This window comes from Pelotalea chapellei, assembly GCF_018531195.1.
Classification (GTDB): Bacteria; Desulfobacterota; Desulfuromonadia; order Geobacterales; family Pseudopelobacteraceae; genus Pelotalea; species Pelotalea chapellei.
The window spans coordinates 57,733-74,216 of the sequence record NZ_JAHDYS010000001.1 but is presented as its reverse complement, the minus strand read 5'-3'; the positions used below and the strand labels follow the sequence as shown (position 1 = coordinate 74,216).

17 protein-coding genes are annotated in these 16,484 nt (G+C 52.1%); 12 read left to right on the top strand and 5 right to left on the bottom strand.

Annotation, left to right across the window (positions count from 1 at the left end):
- Nucleotides 1–253 precede the first annotated feature (253 nt).
- Complete coding sequence (locus tag KJB30_RS00310) at nucleotides 254–1,198, bottom strand: class I SAM-dependent methyltransferase (RefSeq protein WP_214295936.1); 945 nt, start codon at nucleotides 1,196–1,198, stop codon at nucleotides 254–256.
- 335 nt (nucleotides 1,199–1,533) lie between these two features.
- On the opposite strand from KJB30_RS00310, the gene KJB30_RS00305 reads away from it, so the two are divergent.
- Nucleotides 1,534–2,289: a TIGR03915 family putative DNA repair protein gene (locus KJB30_RS00305; protein ID WP_214295935.1), complete on the top strand. Its 756-nt coding sequence runs from the start codon at nucleotides 1,534–1,536 to the stop codon at nucleotides 2,287–2,289.
- A 152-nt stretch (nucleotides 2,290–2,441) separates the two neighbouring features.
- On the opposite strand, the gene KJB30_RS00300 is transcribed toward KJB30_RS00305, so the two are convergent.
- Entirely contained in the window at nucleotides 2,442–2,813 is a 372-nt protein-coding gene (locus KJB30_RS00300) for a pyridoxamine 5'-phosphate oxidase family protein (RefSeq protein ID WP_214295934.1), read from the bottom strand.
- Nucleotides 2,814–2,869: 56 nt separating this feature from the next.
- Between KJB30_RS00300 and pdxR the strand changes: the two genes are divergently transcribed.
- The 6 genes from pdxR to KJB30_RS00270 all read left to right on the top strand — a co-directional run bounded on the left by pdxR (nucleotide 2,870) and on the right by KJB30_RS00270 (nucleotide 7,340).
- Nucleotides 2,870–4,264 carry a MocR-like pyridoxine biosynthesis transcription factor PdxR gene (gene pdxR, locus KJB30_RS00295; protein WP_214295933.1) on the top strand — a complete coding sequence of 465 codons (1,395 nt, stop codon included), beginning with the start codon at nucleotides 2,870–2,872 and terminating at the stop codon, nucleotides 4,262–4,264.
- Nucleotides 4,265–4,480: 216 nt separating this feature from the next.
- Nucleotides 4,481–5,047, top strand: a complete 567-nt coding sequence (locus KJB30_RS00290; RefSeq protein WP_214295932.1) for a hypothetical protein — start codon at nucleotides 4,481–4,483, stop codon at nucleotides 5,045–5,047.
- Nucleotides 5,044–5,673: an HD domain-containing protein gene (locus KJB30_RS00285; RefSeq protein WP_246545397.1), complete on the top strand. Its 630-nt coding sequence runs from the start codon at nucleotides 5,044–5,046 to the stop codon at nucleotides 5,671–5,673. Before KJB30_RS00290 ends, KJB30_RS00285 begins: the two co-directional genes overlap by 4 nt.
- On the top strand, nucleotides 5,670–6,002 hold the full coding sequence (locus tag KJB30_RS00280) for a DUF2845 domain-containing protein (RefSeq protein ID WP_214295931.1): 333 nt from the start codon (nucleotides 5,670–5,672) through the stop codon (nucleotides 6,000–6,002). Before KJB30_RS00285 ends, KJB30_RS00280 begins: the two co-directional genes overlap by 4 nt.
- 22 nt (nucleotides 6,003–6,024) lie before the next feature.
- A complete protein-coding gene (locus KJB30_RS00275; protein ID WP_214295930.1) occupies nucleotides 6,025–6,726 on the top strand; it encodes a M48 family metallopeptidase in 702 nt (233 codons plus the stop codon).
- Nucleotides 6,727–6,827: 101 nt separating this feature from the next.
- On the top strand, nucleotides 6,828–7,340 hold the full coding sequence (locus tag KJB30_RS00270; protein WP_214295929.1) for a hypothetical protein: 513 nt from the start codon (nucleotides 6,828–6,830) through the stop codon (nucleotides 7,338–7,340).
- 53 nt (nucleotides 7,341–7,393) lie between these two features.
- Here the strand turns inward: KJB30_RS00270 and KJB30_RS00265 are convergent, their stop codons facing one another.
- A complete protein-coding gene (locus KJB30_RS00265) occupies nucleotides 7,394–8,650 on the bottom strand; it encodes an MBL fold metallo-hydrolase (RefSeq protein ID WP_214295928.1) in 1,257 nt (418 codons plus the stop codon).
- A 163-nt stretch (nucleotides 8,651–8,813) separates the two neighbouring features.
- Between KJB30_RS00265 and KJB30_RS00260 the strand changes: the two genes are divergently transcribed.
- From KJB30_RS00260 to KJB30_RS00240, 5 genes are all read left to right on the top strand, one after another.
- The gene (locus KJB30_RS00260; protein WP_214295927.1) at nucleotides 8,814–9,290 is read left to right on the top strand and encodes an adenosine-specific kinase; all 477 of its coding nucleotides are present in this window, start codon (nucleotides 8,814–8,816) and stop codon (nucleotides 9,288–9,290) included.
- A gap of 7 nt (nucleotides 9,291–9,297) precedes the next feature.
- Complete coding sequence (locus tag KJB30_RS00255; RefSeq protein ID WP_214296229.1) at nucleotides 9,298–10,722, top strand: nicotinate phosphoribosyltransferase; 1,425 nt, start codon at nucleotides 9,298–9,300, stop codon at nucleotides 10,720–10,722.
- 183 nt (nucleotides 10,723–10,905) lie between these two features.
- A complete protein-coding gene (locus tag KJB30_RS00250) occupies nucleotides 10,906–11,514 on the top strand; it encodes an isochorismatase family protein (protein ID WP_214295926.1) in 609 nt (202 codons plus the stop codon).
- A 218-nt stretch (nucleotides 11,515–11,732) separates the two neighbouring features.
- The gene (locus KJB30_RS00245) at nucleotides 11,733–12,452 is read left to right on the top strand and encodes a cytochrome c biogenesis protein (RefSeq protein WP_214295925.1); all 720 of its coding nucleotides are present in this window, start codon (nucleotides 11,733–11,735) and stop codon (nucleotides 12,450–12,452) included.
- 1 nt (nucleotide 12,453) lies between these two features.
- Entirely contained in the window at nucleotides 12,454–13,185 is a 732-nt protein-coding gene (locus tag KJB30_RS00240) for a cytochrome c biogenesis ResB family protein (protein WP_214295924.1), read from the top strand.
- A gap of 24 nt (nucleotides 13,186–13,209) precedes the next feature.
- Here KJB30_RS00240 and KJB30_RS00235 read toward each other — a convergent pair whose 3' ends face one another.
- Together KJB30_RS00235 and KJB30_RS00230 are read right to left on the bottom strand one after the other, a co-directional pair.
- Entirely contained in the window at nucleotides 13,210–14,955 is a 1,746-nt protein-coding gene (locus tag KJB30_RS00235) for a PAS domain S-box protein (protein WP_214295923.1), read from the bottom strand.
- Nucleotides 14,952–16,286, bottom strand: coding sequence for a hybrid sensor histidine kinase/response regulator (locus KJB30_RS00230; RefSeq protein WP_246545396.1), 1,335 nt, complete (start codon nucleotides 16,284–16,286; stop codon nucleotides 14,952–14,954). Before KJB30_RS00230 ends, KJB30_RS00235 begins: the two co-directional genes overlap by 4 nt.
- Nucleotides 16,287–16,484 lie beyond the last annotated feature (198 nt).

Below are 16,484 nucleotides of genomic sequence, written 5' to 3'. Positions count from 1 at the left end.
TACAGGATAACCGTACAATAGAAATATTGTCAGGTCAATTTATTTGATATTGGATGTCGAACTAGTGCCAAACTTCGGCGATGACCGGGGAGTTATGAGAATCTACCGCTACGATGGCAGCTTTGAAGGTTTCATCTGCGCAGTGGCTGCCTGCCGTGAAGAGAGGGGAGGTGGAGCCTGAATTTGTGGGGAAAAACAGTGTCAGGCTTCTAAGCTGACAGAATTGTGCAACCAACGCACACCCCGTTTTCCTCTATGTCCTCATGTGAGAACCCTGGCTCTTGGTTGCCGCGAACATCAACTGTTCTTGCCCCAAATAGCCTAACTCCGGGGACCAGTAGAATAGGGCTTTAGCATCATCGAACCCTGTTGCATTGAGATCATCTATAAGTTCCCAACCAAAGTGATAAAAGCTCAGGCATCCATCAGAAGATAGCGGGTTGCCGTGGTATTCGGGAGGTAGTAAATGGATGAATTCTCCAGTGTCTGTTATCTGCGCTCGGATGATGTTTTTTTCCTCTGTCGAAATAAAAGGCACGCTGAAATAAAGCGTGCCACCCGGTTTCAAGCAGCGGCAACACTCAACTAAAGCTTTTTTATAATTTGGAATGTGCTCGAACACATCAAATGACAGTATGTAATCAAACCGGTTATTGCAAAATGACAGTTGTGTCAGGTCTTCATTTCTCATCCCTTTGTCGTTGATGCTTCCGTAGTCTGTCGAGGTACCCAGATATTCGCTGCCACATACATTGTCATATTTTTTTTCGAACCATTTGTACAAAAGGGTCGTCTGCTCGGTAAGGTAGATATTTGACCATCGGTCGGGCTGGTATCTCTGATTGAAGATTTGGATTGTCGCTCGCATCCTATTGTTCAGATGGCATTTGGGGCACACCAAACGTTCCCGCCAATTCGGCATCGAAATACCATTTACTTTATAGTGATTCTGGAAATCTACTTTGAAATCAACCGTAATTCCGCATACATAACAAAATCCTCTAAATGAAAATTCGGTGAGGTTGTCTGAAACGAGGCTTTTTTCAAATTGCCAGTTTGCTAAGGTGTTCTCTTGATTTTGTGCTGTATGATATCGATAAAATTCGTACGAATGTACTTCTGCAATGGGCAAATGCGGAGCGCTGCAGGATCTCGGCTTTAATTCTGTAAAAAAGTTGGAAAGCCTGCGGAACATCATGGTCCCCCTTCGTCCTAAACTTCGGATAAGCGCTCGTTCATTATAGAGCGAACGAGAACCTGTGTTTGTCTTTGTTTTGTCACCGATGATTTATTTAACACTGATTAACTGTACTTCTATTTAATTAAATAGCAACAGTTCCAGGATTGAAGTTTAGTTGTGAGGAACCGGAAAGCTTGAGCAACCATATGCTGGGTTGTGCTTCCGTAGATGGAACTCAAAGGGGCATTAAAACTGAAGGGACCGCTTGGTTGAGAAACTGCGGTTGCGGCCAGAAGGCCGGCACGGGCTCAGTTGGAACTGGTACCAAATTTTTCGGCTGTGACAGGAGAGTTATGAAAATCTACCGCTACGATGGCAGCTTTGAAGGTTTCATCTGCGCAGTGGCTGCCTGTCGTGAAGAGGGGGATAATCAGCCTGAATTTGTGCGGGATCGGGATGATCATGCCGTGGGGCTTTTTGCCGCTGACGTTCGTGAGGTGTTGTCCGTGCGGGAGACGGCGCTGGCGTTTCGGAAATTGTTTATCGCCGTCGCATCCCGGGACGCTTTTGCTGTGGCGCGCTATGCCTTTCACAGCCAGAAGTCCGGCATCGAAGAGCTGCTGTGGAGATATCTGAAGCTGGGGCTGGAGGTGGGACCGAAGCTGGCCAGGATGCTGGCGCAGGAGCCGGTGCACGCGGTCAACCGTATTGCCCGCCAGGTTTCCCATGAAGCGCATAAATTCAAGGGCTTTGTCCGTTTCAGCGAGGTAGCGGAAGGCTTTCTGTATGCCAGGATCGAGCCGCAAGCCGATATTCTGCCGCTGATTGCTCACCATTTTACCGAGCGGGTCGGCGACCGTCCCTGGATGATTCATGATATCGGGCGTAGTCAGGCAGCAGTCTTTGACCTGAAGTCATGGTGGCTGGTCAGGGATATCGAGTTAGTCGCGGAGCCGGACATCAGCACCGCCGAACAGCAGTTTGCAGACCTGTGGCAGCGTTACTTTCAGCGTCTCGCCATAACCGAGCGGCATAACCCCAAACTGCAGCAGAAACATGTCCCGTTGCGCTACCGTAAGCACCTGACGGAGTTTAATTGGGTTCGATAAATGCGAGGGGCAGGTAACGAAACAGGCCAGCAGGGGGGCATTCCCTGCTAAACCGCAGGGCACCCACCGATAATTGGTTTTTTGAGTGATATTTCAACCGGTATATCGGTGAATCAAGGGCGACCGGCCGGCCGCCCTTACACACATTTAAACTACCACGTCTGGGTAACAGATTCGGGAGTTACCGCCAGGGTGGCGCGCAGCCAGCTGAAGGTTGCTTTGAGCTGCTCGAAGTCCGGCCCGGAGGTTATGAACGCTGCCGATCCCTTGATGAGGAAACCGGCGCCCGGTCCATGCAGGCCTTGCACTTTGCTGCTCCCTACGGTAATCAGGACTTCAGGATTGAAAGCGACATTGGCTTCCGTGTGATTCATGTATCCGGCAGGGATCAGCAGGCGGCCTTCGGGGGAGATCCGGATGTAACTGTTCCAGGTGTTGACCATGTGCGGGCCGTCCTGGCCTAAAGTTGCGATGGCAACTACGCCATCCTGTTTCAGTATTTCCTGCAGTTTTTCGGGTATCATCTGTACAACCTCCTGTTGTTTTAAATGGATATTACTTGGGGCGCTGCGGAGTTTCCATGTTCATTCTAAATAGTAGTGATACTGTCCCGTTATACAAGCAGCTTTATAACCAGCTGCGGGAATCCATACTCTCGGGCACGCTGGCTGCACATGCCAGGCTCCCGTCGGTCAGGGATCTGGCGGTAGAGCTGTCCACCAGCCGCAATACTGTTGAAGGTGCCTACCAGGAGCTGTATGCGGAAGGATATATCTACAGCAGGCAGCGCAGCGGCTATTTCGTGTCGGTGCTCGACCAGGAGCTGGCCCCTTTATCGCTTGCCCGGGAACCTCGCCAGACCGGTCCTTCTCCCTTGCCCGAATCACGTTACGACTACGACTTTCATCCCGCTCGACTCGATCCTAAAAGTTTTCCGCTGGCACTGTGGCGCACATGCTATCTGGACTGTCTGCGCGAGAGTTCCCGTGAGCTGCCGCTGTACAGTGATCCACAGGGAGAATGGGGGCTGCGCTGCAATATCCGGCGCTATCTGGAACGTTCGCGGGGCGTGATCTGTGAGCAGAACCAGATTGTGATCTGCAACGGCCTGCAGCATAGTCTGGACATCGTCGCCCACCTGCTGAAAGGAAGCCATGACACAATAGCTGTGGAGAATCCAGGCTATTTTGTGCCGGGGCGGGTTTTCCGCAACAATGACTATTCAGTCGTTCCTGTTGCCGTCGGTCCCGGAGGAATCGACCTGGAAATCCTCAAGGCAAGCGGCAGTACCATCGCGTACGTTACTCCTTCCCATCAACTGCCCATGGGATATGTGATGCCGATAGCCAATCGCCTGAAGCTGATCGAGTGGGCCGAGTCGGGGGGCAATATGATCATCGAAGATGATTACGACAGCGAGCTCCGCTATCATGGCAAGCCGATCCCGTCATTGCAGGGTTTGCGACCCCATGGTCGGATCATCTACCTGGGCACCTTTTCCAAACTGCTCTCCCCCGCGCTGCGCATGAGCTATCTGGTGCTGCCCCGCTCACTGCTTGCCCCGTACCGCGCGGTTTTCGGAGATTATTTTTCCACCGTATCGCTTTTGGAGCAGCGAACCCTGGCAAAGTTCATGGAGTTGGGACATTGGGAGCGGCACGTCCGGCGCATGCGCATAATCTACAAACAGAAACATGATGCGTTGCTGCGCTCCATTGAACGGCATTTCGGAAGCACGGCTACGGTTGTCGGGCAGGGGGCCGGGCTTCATGTTGTGCTGCAGCTGCCCGACAGCAACCCCGGTGAAGCTGAGATCATCCGCCGTGCCGAAGCACAGGGAATTCACCTGTTGCCGTTTAGCGCAACCTGTGCCACTGATGAACCGGTGACGACCAAACTCTTGCTCGGGTTCGGCGGGATGAGCGCCAGTGAGCTGGAAGAAGGAATTGCTCTGCTCTCCCGGCTCTGCCTGTGAATCGATGTCTCAGCGGCATAATCAGCAGAATAGGAAATTATTGCCCCTAAAAGAAGGTGCAGATTTAAATATGTTTGCAGGGGCAGATGGCTGGTTTATGTAATCGAAAGCCCTTGCCTCGTTATCGCTCTCATATCCCTGTCCCAGCTGCAGGAGACTTTTTACAAGGATCTGGACTATTTTGAAGAATTCCTCTGAGACCGCACCAGGATCACCATGCCCTACAGTTTAACCCAGTCAGCATCCCCCATGCTTTCCGTGCTAAAGCTCTTCCTTATTCCGGTAGGAGGTGGAATTCCAGCAGGTGTCATGCTCGCCAGTTCCAAAGGCTTGGCCTGGCCCATCGTCGCGGGGCTCTACCTTGTTTCGGATATGATCCTGGCCCTTGTTTTGGAACCAATCCTTCGGCTGCTTACATTGCTGGGAGGGAAAGTCCCGTTTTTGGTTCGTCTTAATGTCCTTTTAAGGAGTACAACGGCTCGCAGTGTGGCACATTTCAGCGGCACCGGCGCAGGTCCCCTCATGCTGGTGATGATTGCCTTCGGCGTGGATCCAATGACAGGACGGGCCACAGCGCTGGCAGCGGGCCATGGATTCATTGCAGGTTGGGCATTTGCCATTGCCGGAGACATGCTGTATTTTGCCCTTATCGCGCTGACTACCTTACGCCTGAACTCATACTTTAAAGATCCAAACACCACGATGCTGATTGTGCTTGGCGCGATGTTCGTCCTGCCCATACTGATCCGTTATATTCGATCCACTAGAAACGAGCCAACATGACTGGAAACGCTGAAATTCAACAAATAGTAGATTTCATCCTGGAGCTGGACAAGCTTAAGGGGGTCACCCGCAAGAATAAGCCCCCGGGGCTGGATCGCTATGAAAATTCTGCCGAACACAGCTGGCAGATAGCGATGCTGGCGTTCTCACTGGAGCAGTATGCGGAGACGCCGGTCAATATAAATCGGGTGGTGGCGATGCTGCTGGTTCATGATATCGGCGAGATCGATACGGGTGACACCATCGTCTTTGCGGTAGACGGCTGGGAAGAGCGAAAGGCGGCCGAACTGGCGGCAGTGAAAAGGATTTTTGGCCTGTTGCCTGAACCTCAGCGTACTAATTTCATGGAGTTGTGGCTGGAATTCGAGAAGGCCGAAACCCCGGAAGCCCGCTTTGCCAACGCTGCGGACCGGGCCATACCGTCACTGCTCAATCTTGCCAATAACGGGCAAAGCTGGGTGGAGAACGGCATCAGCCATGAACGTGTCGTCCAGCGCATCGGGCCGCCGATAAAGGCGGGCTGCCCGGCGCTGTGGGATTATCTTGAAGTTCGTCTTGAAGAAGAGCATCGAAAAGGCTGGTTTGGTACGGAAATATGCATTTCATCACACGGAGGAAAGTCATGAAATCGTTTCTAGCAGTCTGTGTTGCCGTCATCACTTTATATGCATCGCAATCATGGGCAGACAACTTCCGCTGTCCCAACGGCAATATCGTCTCTACCGGAGACAGTATCTCCACAGTGGCCGCCAAATGTGACCCTCCTGCAAGTTCCTTCAGGCGTGAGGAGCCTGTGGAGGCTGAATTCACAAGGGTAGACGGCAGAACAGGGACGAGGACTGTCTATGTGGAAGTGCAAGAATGGGTTTACAACCAGGGGTCAACGCTCCTGCATACATTGATTTTTCGAAACGGTATCCTTTCAGAGGTTCGTACAGGCGGCTTTGTACAATGATCCGCGTTGGTGAGAAACAAGAATGGCTGTAAGCAATTCACGATACATCGAAATTGACGGCATCACCATCGAGCTGGTCCGCAAACGGATCAAGAACCTGCATATCCGTGTGTCTCCTCCCTCCGGCCACGTGCGGGTTGCCGCTCCAACCAGAATGAGCAGTGAAACCATCCGGCAGGCGGTGGTGGAGAGGCTGGAGTGGATCAGGAAACATCAGACGCGATTCGCCAATCTGGAGCCGCAAACACCTCTGGAGTTCATGACCGGCGAGATCCATCATTTCATGGGAAAGCCGTACCGGTTGAATGTCCTGCATAAGGCCGGCTCTGGTGCGGCTGGCATCTTGAAGCATGATACCATCGACCTGCATGTGCAGGAGGGAAGCGATGCTGCCTGGCGTGAGCGTGTTCTGTACGAGTGGTATCGCTGCCGGCTGAAGGAGCAGATTCCGGAACTGTTGTCAAAGTGGGAGCAGATTATCGGAGTCAAGGTGGCCACTTGGGGGGTGAAGCGGATGAAAACCCGCTGGGGCACCTGCAACATCAAGCATCGCCGCATTTGGCTGAATCTGGAATTGGCCAGGAAACCGGTCCATTGCCTGGAATACATCATTGCCCATGAATTGACCCATCTGCATGAACGGCTGCACAATAATCGCTTTCACGGCCTGATGGACCGGTATGTTCCCTTGTGGCGGCAGTATAAGGAGGAGCTGAAAAGGTGATTTTGATCTTTGATTCTTAAAAACCTGTCGCGTCGGTGTATTTTTCAAGTCTTTGTGGTAAGCTGTTTCATTAAAAATTAAAAGCCAGGAGCACATGGAGCATGGAAGAAGCAAAAACAAGTAATCCGCTGAGAAGACTGGCAGCAGATTCGGGCATCGGCAGAAATCTCCCTCGCAGGGTGAACAACGATTCGATAATGAAAGAGGATGCTTCGCCCGAGGTTGCACGGGAATACATCGTCAAGGATATGATGCGGATATTCGATGGTCTGATTGGCTGTACGACGAAACGTGGCGGGATGAGTCATGCTTATTTGGACAGAAAAAAACCTGCATTTGTACCGCAACCCAAATCGGTTAACGGGCTCCAGCGCAAACTGGAACAGCAGATTTACGTGCGGATCAAGGGGCTTGTCGAACAGGACTCTCCCAACATCGGTTTTGCCCTCAATGTTCTCTATAACAACGCCACGTACTATTATGACAAATCCAACGTGCCGCTCTCATTCGGAACATTTCTCACCTCTATGGTTGCTTTCATGGAAGGGCATGATTGCCTGAACATCTGTCCTGATGAGATGCTTAAAATGAAAGCGTTGCTTGCCCGGGGATAAGGGGAGGATTTTCATTTTTTTGAATCCGTGTAGGGGCGACGCATGCGTCGCCCCTACGTTTTCATCCATTCATCCACGTCGCTGACCGTCAGCGGCGCCGGCACGAGATGTTTCGGCAGTCGCAGGATCTTTGTTCCCTCTGGCGGCCTGAGCTCGTTATAGATGTCGAAGCTCTTTTTCAGATAACTCTTGGACATGTGCATCGGCAGCAGATAACCCGGTGCCAACAGTTCCGCCAGTTCATTCAGATCCCGCGTGCAGAGGTGATATGATGCGCGGGCCTTGTCCCTGTCTTCTGCCAGGAATGTGCAGTCCGAACACAATAACGTAACCCCCTTCAGTAGTGACTCCATTGCCGCGACATTATCCGCGGTCCATCCCACATCACACACATAACCAATCGAAACGCAAGGACGATTATCGTGGATGATTCCGTACAGCGCATGGGGATCTTTAACAGGTTGTTGAAAAACAGCCATCTCGCCGCCGTCCTCGAAATCCGCCTTGTGCGCCGTAGCGCTGCTACGGCTCCGCGGGGCTTTCTCCGGGAGCGACGATCTGACTATTTTTGAACAACCTGAGTTTATCAATAAGCTGTCAGGGCACGGCTTTTCCTGCGAATTCTCTGTTTCCCGCTGTTCAACCTCAACCTCAATCTCAACCTGAACGTTTGATCTCCCTTTCCACACCCTGTTTTTCAGGTCGCGTATCCACTCTCCCGGCATGATCCCCAGGCGGTCCAGCTTTTCATAATCAATGGCAAAATGCGGCTGCTCCTGGATTCTGAAGCCGAGCACCGGCAGTTTATGGTCGAGCAGTTCCGCTTCTACGGTCGCATAGGGGCATGACCAGATCTGCCGACCTGTGCGTTGCTCTTCAGTTACCCTACTGCGTCGAAAACTCTTGGGGCCAGGGAAGCTGCAGTGGAGAAGACGATCAGCCCTGATCTCATGAACCCGCAGGGTGAACCAGTTCGACTCGCTCAGGTTCCATTCGAACCCCAGCAGGAGATGTTCAACCCGCTCGATTATCCCGGGAGGTCCGAAAACATCCATAGGCCGGGGAGAGGCGTGGTGGTGACGGACCAGGGTGGGGATGCCCATGATGTGGTCCATGTGGGCGTGGGTGATAAATACCGCATCGATGGGTTTTACGACTCGTTTAGCCAGATGGGCGATCTGGCCACAGTCGAAGAGCAGCGCTCGTTTGAGCGGTCGTATGCGCAGGAACAGGAGCGGATCATCCAGTAAACCGCCAAAAAAGACCGGCTCAATATAACGAAAAGGGAGGCGCCGTTTTACGGGTGGCATGGGAATACCTTGGTCAAATGTAGTGACTCTCAGAAGTGATGTTACTAAAGAACCATCAGGATTCAATCGTCAGGGGGGGTAGCCGGGAGTTGATTGAATTGAACATCCCTTGCGATACACTTTCAGAGTAATGACAGCCGCTGGTGCATAAACAGGAGGGTCTATGAATCTCGAAATACATGGCGTCAAGATCGATTACCCTGAAAATTGCGGCATTATCATCGGCCAAGGCACTTCCATCAAGACGGTTGACTATCTCAAACAGATTATTGCGGACACCGCTCCCCAGGCTCATTTTGGAGTTGCCTTCAGCGAGGCAGCGGGGGAATGCCTGATTCGTACTGAAGGCAGCGACGACGAGATGATCAAGAGGTGTACGACCGCTCTGAAAGGGATCGGCGCAGGGCACGTTTTCTGTATCCTGCTCTGCGATGCCCACCCTCTGGATATCCTTAATCAGGTGAAAAACTGTCCTGGAGTATGTACCGTATATTGCGCCACCATGAATCCGCTGCAGGTCATCATAGCTACGACTCTTCAGGGGTGGGGCGTTGTAGGCGTAATTGACGGTCTTCCTCCTCAGGGAATTGAGGGTGAAGAGGAGCGACAGGAACGGCACAATCTTCTGCGTGAGCGTTAAAATCCATATGACCATTTCGCCGCTTTTGACAGATCTCTACGAACTGACCATGCTGGCAGGCTATCTGGAACAGGGGATGGAGGAAAAGCACGCTGTCTTCGACCTTTTCTTTCGCACCAACCCGTTTGAGGGTGGCTATGCTGTTTTTGCCGGTCTTGAGCCGGCGCTGCAGTATCTGGAAAACCTGAAGTTTTCTTCGGAAGAGCTGGAATACTTGCGTGGACTCAAGTTGTTTCCTCCACGCTTCATCGAGTTTTTGGCCGATTTTCGCTTCAACTGCAGGGTAAGCGCACCTCCCGAGGGAACAGTGGTCTTCGCAAATGAACCTTTGCTGACGGTTGAGGGACCACTGGCCGTAGCCCAGTTCGTGGAAACTGCCCTCCTCAATATCATCAACTTCCAGACCCTGGCCGCCACCAAAGCGGCCCGTATAAATTATGCCGCTGGCGGTGCACGGGTGATCGAATTCGGCCTGCGCAGGGCCCAGGGGCCGGACGGCGGCCTCTCCAGTGCCAGGGGTGCCTATGTCGGGGGTGTACGCTGCACGAGCAACGTCCAGGCCGGGATGCTGTATGGTCTGGCTGTGCAGGGCACCCACGCCCACAGCTGGGTGTTGGCCTTCCAGGATGAGTTGACCGCCTTCCGCGCCTATGCCGCAAGTTTTCCTGACAGCTCGGTTCTGCTGGTTGATACCTATGACACCCTCACAAGCGGCATACCCAACGCTATTATCGTAGCCAGGGAGTTACGCCGGAAAGGGCACGAACTGCGCGGCATCCGCCTTGATTCCGGCGACCTGGCCTATCTCTCCCGCGAGGCGCGCAGAATGCTCGATGATGCCGGTTTCCCGGAGGTATGCATCGTGGCGTCCAACGAGCTGGATGAATACGTAATTACCTCCATCAGGGAAGAAGGGGGGAGGGTGGACATCTACGGCGTCGGCACCAGGCTGGCCACCTGTGCCGGACCCGGGGGAGGTGCTCTGGGCGGAGTGTACAAACTGGTCGAGATGGATGGACGGCCGAAGATGAAAACCACCAGCGATATTGCCAAGGCAACCCTTCCCGGCATTAAACGGGTCCTTCGGGTTTCGTCAAAAGAGAGCGGCTATGTACAGGATGTGGTGTGCCTGGAAGATGACCGGCCAAAGCCGGGAGAGCGGGTTTTTCATCCCCTTAACCCGTTGCAGAACACGCTGATCCCCAAGGATGTGGAGTTTCAGGAAGTGCGGCAGGTTGTTATGGAGCAGGGGAAAAGAACAGGTGCCGGCGCACCTGAATCGCTGGAGGACATGGCAGAGCGGAGTGCCCTGCAGCTCTCCCTCTTGCCCAAGGGATGCCTGCGATTTGTCAATCCGCATCTCTACAAGGTTTCCATATCCGGCAAGCTGAATGATCTGAGGAACCGGCTGATGTCAGAGTTGCAGAGTTAAATGCGGGAAGAAAGCGCTATATCCACACGAAGGCACAAAGGCACGAAGGAAAGACAGGAGTGACCCACCAGTAATGCAAGGGTAAGCACTATTTTTTAGAAATCATGGATCTTACTTTTGCTTTTGCCTTACTTCGTGCCCTTGTGCCTTCGTGTGATAGTTTAAGGTTTCAGGGAGTTTCCTATGAGAGAGAAATCGGCATTACTGATTATTGACGTTCAAAATGATTTCTGTCCCGGTGGCGCCCTGGCGGTGCCCCTAGGGGACCTGGTGATAGAACCCCTTAATCGCGTGGCGCAACAGTTTGCCGATGCCGGATTGCCGGTGCTGGCCAGTCGTGACTGGCACCCGCCCACTACCAGGCATTTCCGTGAATTTGGCGGTTCCTGGCCGGCCCACTGTGTACAGGGGAGCAAGGGAGCGGATTTTCCTTCAGCCTTGCTTCTGCCCGAGGGGACGATGATACTCTCCAAAGGCACTACTCCCGAGCTCGATGGCTACTCGGCTTTTGAAGGTGTAACCGATGACGGCATGACACTGGCGCAGATAGTGAAGGAGCTGAGGGTGCAGCGAATTTATCTGGGGGGGCTGGCAACGGACTATTGTGTGCTCTCCACTGCCCGAGACGCCCTGCGTCATGGACTGGAGGTAGCGGTGCTTTTTGACGCCGTGGCAGGGGTTGATGTGCAGGCAGGAGATAGTGCCCGGGCGATTGAAAAGATGGAGGCTGAAGGTGTGGGATTGATTACGGTGGAGGAGTTGTTGGAAAAACTGAACGGTAAAGTTGATTAAGCAGCAACTCCTGACCGTCAGAATCTGATGCGAAACGATAAGCCCCGACTTTTTCAGTAACCGGGGCTTTAATTTTGCCGGCAGCAGTTCCCCCCTTTAGGCCCTTTGGGTCCTTTTTCTAAGGGGGAATAAAGCCCTTATCAGGAAAAACATTGACTCTTCTGCAATAAATATCGGATAAGACACCACCAAATTTCAAAACAGCAGCATGGGTAATCATGAAATCTCTTCTTCTCATATTCACTGCCCTTAGCTTCTTCGGAGCCTTCAACCGCGGGGTGCTGGCTGTGGGAACGGCCGTCGGTGTCGTTTACCTGGGGTTGCGCGGCTGGTCAATGGGGCGCCTGCCGCTGATTGGGCCCCATGACACCGTGGCATTCTTTGCCGTATCGCTCGGTGTGATGGGGCTGGCAATCAGCCTGTCGCCGTCACTGCGCCGGGCCGGGTGGTTCAATGCCGGGGCCGGCATCATGGCTGGTCTCTTCGGCGGACTGGCATTGATCTTTCCGGCCCGTGACATGCCCATGCCGGCGATCCTGGATACGCTCTGGTTCGAGTTGCATGTGGTGCTGGCTTTTTTTGCCTATGCTCTTTTCGGTATCGGTGCCCTTGTGTCCGGTGGCTGGTTGGCGACCAGGGACCGCAGCCTGATGGATATTCAGTTCAAGGCCGCGCTGGCTGGCTGGTCCTTTTTCTCTGCATCGATGATTTCCGGCGGGATCTGGGGATATTACGCCTGGGGCACCTATTGGCTTTGGACTCCTAAGGAACTGTGGACCTCGATCCTGTGGCTCTTCTATGCCCTGCTGCTGCATCTGCGCCTGAAAGGGGCCAAGTGGGAAGTCGCCTCGGCCTGGTCAGCCATTTTTGGTTTTGCGGTAACGCTATTTACCTACCTGGGGGTGAGCCTGCTGATGAAAAGCTCACACAGTTTTTAACATGAGAAAACTCTGGAATCTGCTCATATCCCTTGAAATAGGGCTGGTCCTGCTGGCGCTGGTTTGTTGTGCCATGGCGGCCGGTTCCTTCACTCTGTCGGGCGAAATCGCTGCAGCGCTGAATGGCATGCCGCTCTTTGCATGGCTGCGTGAATTCCCCTTCCTGCAAACCTGGTGGCTATGGCTGACCATCATCGTCCTGGCGCTATTGGTACTGAACACACTTTGCTGCAGCACCGACAGCATTTTTCAGCGCTTCCGTCGCAACGCCATTCGGGCCTGGCTGCCTCCTCAGCTGATTCATGCCGGTTTTTTGCTGATAGTAGCGGCCCATCTGCAAAGCTCGGTTATGGGAATGAAGGGATCGATTGAAATCAGGGAAGGGGACCGGTTTCAGATGCCGGATGGAACAGCGGTCCATGTGGCGCGGATTGGAGCACTTTTTTCGCCCGGTGGGGGGCAGATGCCCCTGGGCTACAAAGCCCTGCTTGTTTCACAGCAGACCGGGCCGGATGGGGTAACGATCACTCCCAACCATCCCTTGTTCATTAACGGTTACGGTGTCTATATCAAACACGCTGAGCCGGGCGAACCGCCGGTGGCATTTCTGGAGGTTCATCGCGAGCCGGGCGCCGGCCTTGCTCTGGCTGGTGCGTTGTTGTTTACCATCGGGAATGTGGTGCTGCTCTACACCCGCTCCAAATCGCGGGAACTGTCAGGGCTCGATAGTTGATGGTCCTCAGTTTCTTTCAGTTATTCACTCATTTTCCTCTCCTCCTGTCTGATCAGAAGGTCTCAACTTAATCCTGATGGTGAAGGTACTCCCTTGTCCATGGCTGCTGGTACAGAGCAGATCTCCCTTCAAAACTCCTGTTACAAGCCGCTTTGTCAGGTAGAGGCCGAGCCCGGTGCCTGGAATGACTGTCGTATGCGAAGAAACAATTCGCGAAAATGGTTGAAAAAGTTTCGGCATATCTTCCTTGCGAATACCAATCCCGGTATCTTCCACCGAAATATCCATAAGACCGGTTTTTTCAGACTCACTTCCTTGCAAGTCTCCATCAATGATCTTTGCAGCAAGGCGTATGCTTCCTTTATTGGTGAACTTAACTGCATTGGTCAGCAGATTCACTACGCACTGCAGCAGCCTCCGTCTGTCTGAGTGTAGCATCACATTGGCTGCATCAAGGGTCAGCTCAAGATTTTTTCGTTCCGCCTCAATTGAAATGTGATCCATCGCTTCCACAAGCAGGTCGTGCACATCGAAATCATTCAATCGTGCTTCAATTTGTCCCGCCTCTATTTTGGAAACATCAATTACATCATTAAGTAATGAAAGCAGATGTTTACCTGACTTCTGAATGGATTCCACGTTTTCTTTCTGTTCTTCATTAAGTGGGCCCGCCCAGCCGTTAAGCAACACGCCGGAAAAACCGATCACTGAATTCAGAGGTGTTCCAAGTTCATGGCTTATTGAGGCAATGAACATGGACTTCAATTGATCAAGTTCCTTCAGCTTTACATTGGCCTCAGACAACTCTTTCGTCCGTTCTGCGACCTTATGTTCCAACTCGTCGTGTGCCTTTCGCAGCATTTCTTCCGTCTGGATGCGCTCTGAGATGTCACGGCACACTACCAGAACATTAGTGACTCCATTCAGGTCGTTCACCGCTTGCGCCAATTCTTCAACCCACATAGTTTTTCCATCTTTGCGGATTTTTCGAAATTGCCAGCGATAGACCTGGTCAGGGTTCTGCAGGCATCTTTGTAGCTGATCAGTCACAGCAGGCCGATCGTCCAGATGGAAAACACTCAGGACCGGTTTCCCTTCCAGCTCTTCAATGCTGTATCCCAGTTGCTTCGCCCCATAAGGATTCACGGAGAGTACTTTGCCCTGGGTGTCGAGGGTAAAAATCATTGTCGGAATATCACGGTGCAAGGTTCGGTAGCGTGCTTCGCTGAAACGTAATGCTTCTTCCGCTCGCTTCCGTTCCGTTATGTCCGTGGCCATGCCTTCATAGTAGATCACCGTGCCTGTATCGTCACATATGGCGGATTCATTCAGAGATACCCAGATGATGCTCTTGTCCTTTCGATAGAACTGGACTTCGAAACCTTCCACGATGTTGTCATTAAACAACATGGTTAAATTGTTACGGAGATCCGGATTAACATAGAGTTGTTGCAGGAGGTTGGTCACGTTAGAAAGCAGGTCTTGGGGGGAATTATATCCGAGCATGTGGGCCATGGCAGAATTTGCTTCTAAAAATCGACCGGTAAGTGTCATGCGGTACATGCCTACGGCACTATTTTCAAACAAGCTGCGGCAGGTGGACTCGGTGCGCCGCAGCTCGATAATTTCTGCTGTGAGGGTGGTGTTTGCCTCTATTAATTGACGAATCCGTTTCTCGGCACATTTCAGATCCCTGCGTGACCTCTGAAGTGCCTTCTGATCAAGTTTGTGCCGGCTGAGCAATGGTGTCGGGCGACGTATTCTTTTCATACCTCTATCCGGAACTGTGCCCCATCTTTGACATTACGCACACTCAGCATTCCATTCATATTCTTTTCTATGATGGTTTTGCACATAAACAGGCCGATTCCAGTCCCCTGTTCAGGCCCTTTGGTTGTAAAGTATGGGTCAAAGATTCTGTTTATAATCTCCTTCGGAATACCCCCCGCGTTATCGGTTATGCTCACCACTGTCCGGTTGCTTTCCGTGAATAAACTGATGCTTATTACGGGATTGTCTGTTTTGCGGTTTATCAATGCATCCTTCGCATTGTTCAGGATAATCAAAAGGGCCTGTATCAAATCGCCAGGGTAACCGGAAATGACACGGTCACCCGTTTGCTGTATTTCGGTCCTGATTTGAGCCGCCTTGAAACTCCCTTCCAGCATGGATACAGCCTTATTGATTGCGTCAAAAACTTTGAAATCGGTTTTCTCTTTATCGGGCTTGAAAAAGTTCCTGAAGTCATCAATGGTTTTGGACATCTGATGAATGATTTCAAGGGTTTTTTTTACATTGGCATCCACAAAATCCTTGTTCAGGTCTCCCATCTGCCGCGTCATATTCAATTCCTGGGCAAGCAGTCCCAGTGTATTGAGCGGCTGTCGCCATTGATGGGCGATATTGTTAATCATTTCTCCCATGGCAGCCTGCCGGCCCTGATATATCAGGATTTCATCCTTCTGCCGCATTTCCTTTACTGAATCCTCGACCCGCTGCTCCAGTTCTTCGTTTAGTTGTCGATACTTTCGCTCGCTCTCCTGGAGTGCTTCCTTGGCAAGCTTCTCTTTCTCCAGGGTTTTCTCCAGCACACTGTAGGCTTCTTCACGTTCTTTTTGACTATCTTCCAGTTCTTTTACCTTTTCCTCCAATTTGAGAGCTATCACCTCGTTGTATTGTTCAAGAAGTATTCTTTCCTTGTTATTAATATGGATCGGGACAGCATGCTTTGCCTGGAAATTGCCAAGGATGGACTCTACTTCATCCCAGATTTCGCTCGGGTCTTTTGGTTTGACGATATAGCCTTCTGCTCCAAGGTAAGTGCCGAGTTGTACGTCCTTCTCCTCCCCATAGGTGGCGGAGTAAAATATGAATGGTATCGAGTAAAGTGCGCTATCTTTCTTCAAATTAAGCAGGAATTGAAAACCATCCATTATCGGCATTAATACGTCGGAGATAATCAGTTCCGGAAGATCGGATGCCGCCTTATCCAGTCCTTCTCTGCCGTTAGCCGCTTCTATCACAGTGTGGCCATGCCTTTCTGCGATGTAGCGAAGAATTCTTCTGCCATCAGTGTTGTCGTCGACAATCAGAACTTTCATCTCCTGGCTCCTGATTACAGAGGTGAGCAGCAGGTGTTGCGTGTATCTAGGAGGTTGTTGAAAAACAGCCATCTCGCCGCCATCCTCGAAAGCCAGCTTGTGACTTCGGCCTGCGGCCTCACCCTTCGGGCGCCTTCGCGGTCCACTTTCACAACCGAAAGTGTGCGGCGAATAGGTTCATGCCTCCGCGGGGCGTTC

Bases quoted from the DNA above. Each gene is read 5' to 3' on its own strand.
- KJB30_RS00255 (WP_214296229.1), top strand. From the start codon at position 9,298: ATGACCATTTCGCCGCTTTTGACAGATCTCTACGAACTGACCATGCTG.
- KJB30_RS00245 (WP_214295925.1), top strand. From the start codon at position 11,733: ATGAAATCTCTTCTTCTCATATTCACTGCCCTTAGCTTCTTCGGAGCC.
- KJB30_RS00310 (WP_214295936.1), bottom strand. From the start codon at position 1,198: ATGATGTTCCGCAGGCTTTCCAACTTTTTTACAGAATTAAAGCCGAGA.
- KJB30_RS00305 (WP_214295935.1), top strand. From the start codon at position 1,534: ATGAAAATCTACCGCTACGATGGCAGCTTTGAAGGTTTCATCTGCGCA.
- KJB30_RS00280 (WP_214295931.1), top strand. From the start codon at position 5,670: ATGAAATCGTTTCTAGCAGTCTGTGTTGCCGTCATCACTTTATATGCA.
- KJB30_RS00285 (WP_246545397.1), top strand. From the start codon at position 5,044: ATGACTGGAAACGCTGAAATTCAACAAATAGTAGATTTCATCCTGGAG.
- KJB30_RS00270 (WP_214295929.1), top strand. From the start codon at position 6,828: ATGGAAGAAGCAAAAACAAGTAATCCGCTGAGAAGACTGGCAGCAGAT.
- KJB30_RS00250 (WP_214295926.1), top strand. From the start codon at position 10,906: ATGAGAGAGAAATCGGCATTACTGATTATTGACGTTCAAAATGATTTC.
- KJB30_RS00240 (WP_214295924.1), top strand. From the start codon at position 12,454: ATGAGAAAACTCTGGAATCTGCTCATATCCCTTGAAATAGGGCTGGTC.
- KJB30_RS00265 (WP_214295928.1), bottom strand. From the start codon at position 8,650: ATGCCACCCGTAAAACGGCGCCTCCCTTTTCGTTATATTGAGCCGGTC.
- pdxR (WP_214295933.1), top strand. From the start codon at position 2,870: ATGTTCATTCTAAATAGTAGTGATACTGTCCCGTTATACAAGCAGCTT.
- KJB30_RS00275 (WP_214295930.1), top strand. From the start codon at position 6,025: ATGGCTGTAAGCAATTCACGATACATCGAAATTGACGGCATCACCATC.
- KJB30_RS00290 (WP_214295932.1), top strand. From the start codon at position 4,481: ATGCCCTACAGTTTAACCCAGTCAGCATCCCCCATGCTTTCCGTGCTA.
- KJB30_RS00230 (WP_246545396.1), bottom strand. From the start codon at position 16,286: ATGAAAGTTCTGATTGTCGACGACAACACTGATGGCAGAAGAATTCTT.
- KJB30_RS00260 (WP_214295927.1), top strand. From the start codon at position 8,814: ATGAATCTCGAAATACATGGCGTCAAGATCGATTACCCTGAAAATTGC.
- KJB30_RS00235 (WP_214295923.1), bottom strand. From the start codon at position 14,955: ATGAAAAGAATACGTCGCCCGACACCATTGCTCAGCCGGCACAAACTT.
- KJB30_RS00300 (WP_214295934.1), bottom strand. From the start codon at position 2,813: ATGATACCCGAAAAACTGCAGGAAATACTGAAACAGGATGGCGTAGTT.